At 67.7% G+C, this 6,730-nt stretch carries 8 protein-coding genes and 1 pseudogene; all 9 read left to right on the top strand.

All coding sequences use genetic code 11. The annotated features are described in order from the left end of the window. Positions 1-241: pseudogene (locus SJH88_RS18105) on the top strand (conjugal transfer protein TraG); the annotation flags it as partial. After that, positions 238-702, top strand: coding sequence for a CopG family transcriptional regulator (locus SJH88_RS18100; RefSeq protein WP_008786751.1), 465 nt, complete (start codon positions 238-240; stop codon positions 700-702). The pseudogene SJH88_RS18105 and the gene SJH88_RS18100, both read left to right, overlap by 4 nt. Continuing rightward, complete coding sequence (gene trbB, locus SJH88_RS18095; RefSeq protein WP_019396556.1) at positions 699-1,751, top strand: P-type conjugative transfer ATPase TrbB; 1,053 nt, start codon at positions 699-701, stop codon at positions 1,749-1,751. The genes SJH88_RS18100 and trbB overlap by 4 nt, the downstream gene beginning before the upstream one ends. Continuing rightward, complete coding sequence (locus SJH88_RS18090; RefSeq protein ID WP_008786753.1) at positions 1,748-2,131, top strand: TrbC/VirB2 family type IV secretion system protein; 384 nt, start codon at positions 1,748-1,750, stop codon at positions 2,129-2,131. Before trbB ends, SJH88_RS18090 begins: the two co-directional genes overlap by 4 nt. Next, a complete protein-coding gene (locus SJH88_RS18085) occupies positions 2,128-2,400 on the top strand; it encodes a VirB3 family type IV secretion system protein (protein ID WP_008786754.1) in 273 nt (90 codons plus the stop codon). Before SJH88_RS18090 ends, SJH88_RS18085 begins: the two co-directional genes overlap by 4 nt. A gap of 12 nt (positions 2,401-2,412) precedes the next feature. Next, positions 2,413-4,866, top strand: a complete 2,454-nt coding sequence (trbE, locus tag SJH88_RS18080; protein WP_033946784.1) for a conjugal transfer protein TrbE — start codon at positions 2,413-2,415, stop codon at positions 4,864-4,866. Next, the gene (trbJ, locus tag SJH88_RS18075; RefSeq protein WP_008786756.1) at positions 4,863-5,588 is read left to right on the top strand and encodes a P-type conjugative transfer protein TrbJ; all 726 of its coding nucleotides are present in this window, start codon (positions 4,863-4,865) and stop codon (positions 5,586-5,588) included. Before trbE ends, trbJ begins: the two co-directional genes overlap by 4 nt. 12 nt (positions 5,589-5,600) lie before the next feature. Continuing rightward, positions 5,601-5,885: a hypothetical protein gene (locus tag SJH88_RS18070; protein WP_008786757.1), complete on the top strand. Its 285-nt coding sequence runs from the start codon at positions 5,601-5,603 to the stop codon at positions 5,883-5,885. Then, positions 5,882-6,730, top strand: an 849-nt coding sequence (gene trbL / locus SJH88_RS18065; protein WP_274755274.1) for a P-type conjugative transfer protein TrbL, incomplete at its 3' end; no start/stop codon positions are given. The genes SJH88_RS18070 and trbL, both read left to right, overlap by 4 nt.

Here is a 6,730-nt window from a genome sequence, read left to right as displayed (position 1 = left end):
CCTGCGGCCGATGCCGCCGAAGGCTTCCGGGCGTCGGCCGACGACGGCGGCCCGCGCCGTCAGCCCGAGCTAAACTGAGGCCGTCGCCTACGACCCCGAGCTGGCCGCGCCCGCGGCCGACCTCGGCCTGCTCGATGACGACGACGACCTGCCGCTTCCCCTTCCTCGCCAGCTTGATCCGGCCATGCAGCGCACGGCCCGGCTGGCGTCCCTCGACCCCAACGACGGAATCGAGCTATGAGCCACTATCGCCTGAACCTCTTTATCCAGCCCGAGCACGCCCAGCGGCTCGATGAACTGGCCGCCAAGAAAGGCGTGTCCAAGTCCAGCATCGTCGCCGCTGCCTTGGCGTCCTGGCTGTCGCCGGACGCGGCCGACCAGCGCGAGGCGGCCATCGCCAAGCGCCTTGATCGCCTCTCGCGCCAGGCCGAGCGAATGGAGCGCGACCAGAGCATCGCCATCGAGACGCTGGCGCTGTTCATCCGCTACTACCTGACCGTCAGCACGCCGGTTCCCGAGGCGCACCAAGAGGCGGCCCGCGCCTTGGGCAAGGCGCGTTTCGAGCAGTTCACCGAGCAGCTTGGCCGCCACCTGATGCGTGGGCGCAGCCTGGTGCGCGACGTGGTGGAGGAATTGCATCCCGATTCGGTGCGGATGGAGGACGCGGCGGCAGCCGCCGATGCGCAGGAGCGTGCGTCATGAGCGCCGTTTCCCAATCCATGAGTGCCACGTCGCTCGACCGGCGCATCCAGATGCTGCGCACGGCAATGGGGCCGCTGATCGCCACCGCGCTCGAAGACCCCGACGTGGTGGAAATCATGCTCAACCCTGACCGCACCCTTTGGGTGGATCGCCTGTCGTCGGGCCGCGCGCCTATGGGCGTGGAGCTGCCCGAAGCCGATGGCGAGCGAATCATCCGCCTGGTCGCGGCCCACGTCGGCGCGGAGGTGCATCGCGGCCAGCCGCTGCTGTCCGCCGAACTGCCCGAAACCGGTGAACGCTTCGAGGGCATCCTGCCGCCAGCCGCGCCGGGGCCGGCCTTCGCGCTGCGCAAGCGCGCCATCGGCGTGATCCCGCTGGAGCGGTACGTCGTGGACGGAATGATGACCGCCGCCCAGGCGGGCTTTTTGGTGCGCGCCGTGCGCGAGCGCCAGAACGTCCTGATCGCGGGGGCCACCAGCAGCGGCAAGACGACCTTGGCGAACGCGCTGCTGGCCGAGATAGCTGCCACGGGCGACCGCGTGCTGGTGCTCGAAGACACGGTGGAGCTGCAATGCGCGGCCCGCGACCACGTTCCGCTGCGCACGCGCTCCGGCGTGGTGTCCATGACCGAGCTGGTGCGCTCGTCCATGCGCCTGCGACCTGATCGCGTCGTCGTCGGCGAGGTACGCGGTGCCGAGGCGCTGGATCTCATCAAGGTGTGGGGCACCGGCCACCCCGGCGGCGTCGCCACGATCCACGCCGGCTCCGCGCTGGGCGCGTTGCTGCGCCTGGAGCAACTGATTCTCGAAGTGGCGGTGAATCCGCCGCGTGCGCTGATCGCCGAGGCGGTCAACGTGGTGATCCAGATCGCCGGGCGCGGACGCAAGCGCCGCATCGAGAACATCGCCCGCATCGTCGGCTTCGACGGCGTGGGCTACCAACTGGTGGACGCGCTGGAAACGCCGTTTCCCGAGCTGCCGCCGATCCCTGATGCCGCACCCGCTGCGGCGACTTCCTCGTCCCCTGACCAACCTGGAGAACTGCTATGACGCAGATGACCATTCCTGCTTTCCGTGTTTCCGTAAATCCGGCTTTGCGCCTTGCACGGCTGCGCTGCCTGGCCCGCCCTGCGGGGCGAGGGCTGCTGCTGGCCGCGCTGCTGCTGTTCCTGGCCGGCACCGCGCAGGCCGCTGGTTCCTCGATGCCCTGGGAAGGCCCGTTGCAGTCGATCTTGGAGTCGATTCAGGGGCCGGTGGCGCGCATCGTCGCGGTCATCATCATCATTGCCACGGGCCTCGCGCTCGCCTTCGGCGACACGTCGGGCGGCTTTCGCAAGCTGATCCAGATCGTGTTCGGCCTGTCCATCGCGTTCGCGGCTTCGAGCTTCTTCCTGTCGTTCTTTTCGTTCTCGGGCGGGGCTGTCGTATGAGCGGCCCGGATAGCTTCGCGGCCGGGTTCGAGGTGCCTTTGCATCGCTCGCTCACCGAGCCGATCTTGCTGGGCGGCGCACCGCGCACCGTGGCGATTGCCAACGGCACGCTGGCCGCCGCCGTCGGGCTGGGCCTGCAACTGTGGATTCCTGGCGTGGTGCTCTGGATCGTCGGCCATTCGCTGGCGGTATGGGGTGCGCGCGTCGATCCGCAGTTCATGGCCGTGTTCGCCCGGCACATCAAGCACCGCCCGCTGCTGGACGTGTGAGGGGACGCCGCCATGCTGAACCTCGCCGAATACCGCCAGCGCCCGGCCTTGCTCGCCGATTGGCTGCCGTGGGCCGGGCTCGTCGCGCCGGGTGTCGTCTTGAACAAGGACGGCAGTTTCCAGCGCACGGCCCGGTTTCGCGGGCCTGACCTCGACAGTGCCACGCAAGGCGAGCTGATCGCCACGTCGGCGCGCTTGAACAATGCGCTGCGCCGGCTGGGATCGGGCTGGGCGCTGTTCATCGAAGCCGAGCGCCGGCTTGCCGCCGACTATCCGCACTCGGAGTTCCCAGAAGCCTTGTCATGGCTGGTGGACGAGGAACGCCGCGCCACCTTTGAGGACTCGGGCAACCACTTCGAGAGCGGCTATCACCTGACGCTGGTGTACCTACCGCCCGAGGAGTCGCGCGCCCGAGCGGCGGGGATGCTGTACGAGAACCGGCCCACCGAAGGCGTGGATTGGCGCGGCCGGCTCGATGCCTTCGTGGCGGAGACCGATCGCGTCTTCGACCTGCTCGATGGCGTGATGCCGGAAATCGCCTGGCTCGATGACAGCCAGACGCTGACCTACCTGCACGCCACCATCTCGACGCGGCGCTATTCGCTGGCGGTGCCCGAAGTGCCGTTCCATATCGACGCGCTGCTGACCGACTGCGCGCTGGTCGGTGGACTGGCACCCATGCTGGGCGATCAGCACCTGCGCGTGGTGTCGGTGCGGGGCTTCCCGACTTCCACTTGGCCGGGGATTCTGGACGACCTCAACCGCCTCGGATTTGCGTATCGCTGGAGTACGCGCTTCCTCTGCATGGACAAATCCGAGGCGGAAAAAGACCTCGCCCGCCTGCGCCGCCAGTGGTTCGCCAAGCGCAAGAACGTCATCGCGCTGCTGCGCGAAACGATCTTCCAACAGGAGTCGCCGCTGGTGGACACGGATGCCTCGAACAAGGCGACCGATGCCGATGCCGCGTTGCAGGAGCTGGGCAGTGATCAAGTCGCCTTCGGCTACCTCACCGCCACGGTGACGGTGCTCGATGCCGACCCGGCCGCAGCCGACGAGAAGCTGCGCATGGTGGAGCGCGTCATCCAGGGCCGGGGCTTCGTGACCATCTCCGAAACGCTCAATGCCGTGGATGCGTGGCTGTCCTCGCTCCCCGGCAACGCCTATGCCAACGTGCGCCAGCCGATCGTCTCGACGCTGAACCTGGCGCACATGATGCCGGTGTCGGCCGTGTGGGCCGGCCCCGAGCGCAACGCGCATCTGGACGGCCCGCCTCTCATCGTGACGCGCACCGATGGCGCCACACCGTTTCGCTTGGTCACGCACGATGGCGACGTGGGCCACATGCTGGTGGCCGGCCCGACGGGCATGGGCAAGTCAGTGCTGCTCGCCACGCTGGCGATGCAGTTCCGCCGCTACCTCGGCTCGCGCATCTTCGCGTTCGATATGGGGCGTTCGATGCGCGCCACGATCCTCGGGCTTGGCGGCGAGCACTACGACTTGGGCACGGACGGCGAAATCGCCTTCCAGCCGCTCGCCCGCATTGACCGCGAAGGCTACCGCACCTGGGCCGCCGAATGGATCGAAGGCCGTTTGCTGCATGAAGGCGTAGCAGTCGGCCCGGACGAGAAAGCCGCCATCTGGTCGGCGCTGGGCAGCTTGGCCGGTGCGCCCGTCGAGCAGCGCACGATGACCGGCCTGTCGGTGCTGCTGCAATCGAACGCGCTGCGCCAGGCGCTCGCGCCCTATGTGCTGGGCGGCGCGCACGGCAAGCTGCTGGATGCCGACCACGACCGGCTGGGCATGGCGGACGTGCAGGGTTTCGAGATGGAGGAGCTGATGCACAGCAAGGCCGCCGTCATGGCCGTGCTGCATTACCTCTTTGCGCGCTTTGACGAACGCTTTGATGGCGCTCCCACGCTGCTGATCCTCGATGAAGCGTGGCTGTTCCTGGATGACCCAGTGTTTGCCGCGCGCATCCGCCAGTGGCTCAAGACGCTGCGCAAGAAGAACGTGTCGGTGATCTTCGCCACGCAGTCGCTCGCGGACATTAAGGATTCGAGCATCGCGCCCGCAATCATCGAGAGCTGCGCAAGCCGCATCTTCCTGCCGAACCCGCAGGCGACCGAGCCGCAGATTCGCACGATCTACGAGGGCTTCGGGTTGAACTCGCGCCAGATCGAGATCGTCGCCACCGCGCAACCCAAGCGCGACTACTACTACCAATCCCGCCTCGGCAACCGCCTGTTCGACCTCGACCTGGGGGCGGCGACGCTGGCCTTCGCGGGCGCTTCCACGCCGCAAGACCAGCGCGACATAGACCGCGTGCTGCTGGACGCCGGCACGCCCGGCTTCGCGGGTGCCTGGCTGCGCCATCGCGGCCTCGATTGGGCGGCTGACCTGCTGCCCTCGTTCCCCGGCCTCGCGCCGGATTCCCTCGCTGACCAACCACAGGAGATCCTGCCATGAAGAAGCGCCTTGTCGCCGCTGCCATCGCGGCCATGCTTTGCACCGCCACTGCCCATGCGCAATGGGTCGTGATCGACCCCACCAACCTCGTGCAGAACACGATGACCGCGATCCGCACGCTGGAGCAGATCAACAACCAGATTCGCCAGCTCCAGAACGAAGCGCAAATGCTGATGAACCAGGCGCGCAACCTCGCCAGCCTTCCATCCAGCGTGGTCGGCCAGTTGCGCGCCAACCTGGCGACGACCGAGCGGCTGATCGCCCAGGCCCGAGGCTTGGCCTACGACGTGACGAATCTGGATCGGGAGTTTGCCCGCCTGTACCCGGAGCAGTACGCCGCCACCGTCAGCGGCGACCAGATGTACCGCGACGCCCAGGAGCGGTGGAAGAACACGCTGGGCGGCTTGCAGACCACCATGCAGATGCAGGCGCAGGTGTCGCAGAACCTGGGCGAAGACGAAAGCGTGCTGGCCGATCTGGTCGGCAAGAGCCAGTCGGCGCAAGGCGCGTTGCAGGCGATGCAGGCCATGAACCAGTTGCTCGCCTTGCAGGCCAAGCAGTCGATCCAGTCGCAGCGGCTCCAGATCACGCAAGACCGGGCCGCCTCGCTGGAACTGGCGCGGCAGGCGGCGGCCACCGAGCGCGCCCGCGAAGTGCGGCGGCGCTTCCTCGGGGAAGGCACGCCGTACACGCCGCAGTCCGTCAACTTCTACCGCGACTGACAGGAGGCCGCCATGCGATGCGTCCTCGTCCTTGGTGCCGTGCTGCTGGCCGCTTGCGGCGAGCAGCCGGCCGACAACCTCGCCGATGCCCTGGCCGCCGATCGCGTGCGGCTCAAGGCATTGCGCGCGCAATGCGCGGCCGACCGGCAGGCCACGGGCGAGGACGCTTGCCGCGCCGCCGCCGAAGCCTTCCGGCGGCGCTTCTTTTCCGGCGAGGCCGGGCCGGATGAATACCAGACGCTGGCCGACCTGCCGCCGATCCCGCCCAGCTTCGAGGAACCGGAGGGCACGCCATGAATGACGTGACCATCATCGACCAGTTCCTCAACACCTTCGCCACCTACATCGACTCGGGTTTCGGGCTGCTGCGCGGCGAAGTGGCGTTCCTCACGGCCACGCTGATCGTCATCGACATGACGATCGCCGGGCTGTATTGGGCCATGAGCCACGCCACCGGCCAAGGCGATGACGTGATCGCCAAGCTGCTGCGCAAGGTGCTCTACGTCGGTGCCTTCGCCTACATCCTCAACAACTTCAACTGGCTGGCCAGCATCGTGTTCCGCTCGTTCGCGGGGCTGGGCATCACCGCCACCGGCTCGGCCATCACGATGGAGAACTTCTTGCAGCCGGGCCGGCTCGCCAAGACCGGCATCGACGCCGGGGCGCCGATTCTGGAGCAGATCGGCGAGATGGCGGGCTTCCCCGAGGTGTTCGCCAATCTCGATCCCATCGTGGTGATGTTCCTCGCGTGGCTGGTCGTGGTGCTGTGCTTCTTCGTGCTGGCGATCCAGCTTTTCATCACGCTGATCGAGTTCAAGCTGACCACGCTCGCCGGGTTCGTGCTGGTGCCGTTCGCGCTGTGGAACAAGACCAGCTTTCTCGCCGAGAAGGTGCTGGGCAACGTCGTGGCCGCTGGCATCAAAGTGCTGGTGCTGGCTGTGATCGTCGGCATCGGCTCGGGCCTGTTCGCGCAGTTCCAAGTCCACCCCGCCGAGCCGAACATCGACCACGCGCTGGTCATCATGCTGGCCTCGCTCACCTTGCTCGCGCTCGGGATCTTCGGCCCCGGCATCGCCACGGGCCTTGTGTCCGGCGCGCCCCAGCTCGGCGCGGGCGCGATGGCCGGTGCCGCCGTCGGCGCG

It is taken from the genome of Comamonas sp. GCA5, assembly GCF_036541385.1.
GTDB lineage: Bacteria > Pseudomonadota > Gammaproteobacteria > Burkholderiales > Burkholderiaceae_C > Comamonas > Comamonas aquatica.
Note: the sequence above shows the minus strand (reverse complement) of the source record. Positions and strands in the feature narration are given on the sequence as shown.